1 pseudogene is annotated in these 279 nt (G+C 68.8%); it reads left to right on the top strand.

Annotated elements, in window-relative coordinates:
- A pseudogene (locus IU448_RS28615) lies at positions 1 to 279 on the top strand (hypothetical protein); the annotation flags it as partial.

Below are 279 nucleotides of genomic sequence, written 5' to 3'. Positions count from 1 at the left end.
CCGATGGCTCGTTCAGCAAGGAGGACGTGTCCGCCCTGTTGATCCGCCGGCACCGCCATCACGATGAGGTCGCCGCGGAGGTCGGCAGTGACTGGGCCGAACGCGCCGAGCCCGTGCACCGTTTGGTCGAGCCCTCGGCCGCCGAGGACGCCGTCGCCCGCGAACTCGCCCAGGTATGGCTGCATCCGGGCAACGGCTCCTCCCCGTATTCCGGTGAAGCGAAGTCCCTTTTCCCCTGGACCCTGGCGAAAGCATTCCTCTCCTCCCCCGCCGCACTGC

This window comes from Nocardia flavorosea (assembly GCF_015477805.1).
Lineage (GTDB): Bacteria > Actinomycetota > Actinomycetes > Mycobacteriales > Mycobacteriaceae > Nocardia > Nocardia flavorosea_A.
The sequence above is the reverse complement of the archived record's forward strand: the minus strand, read 5'-3'. Positions and strand labels throughout refer to the sequence as shown.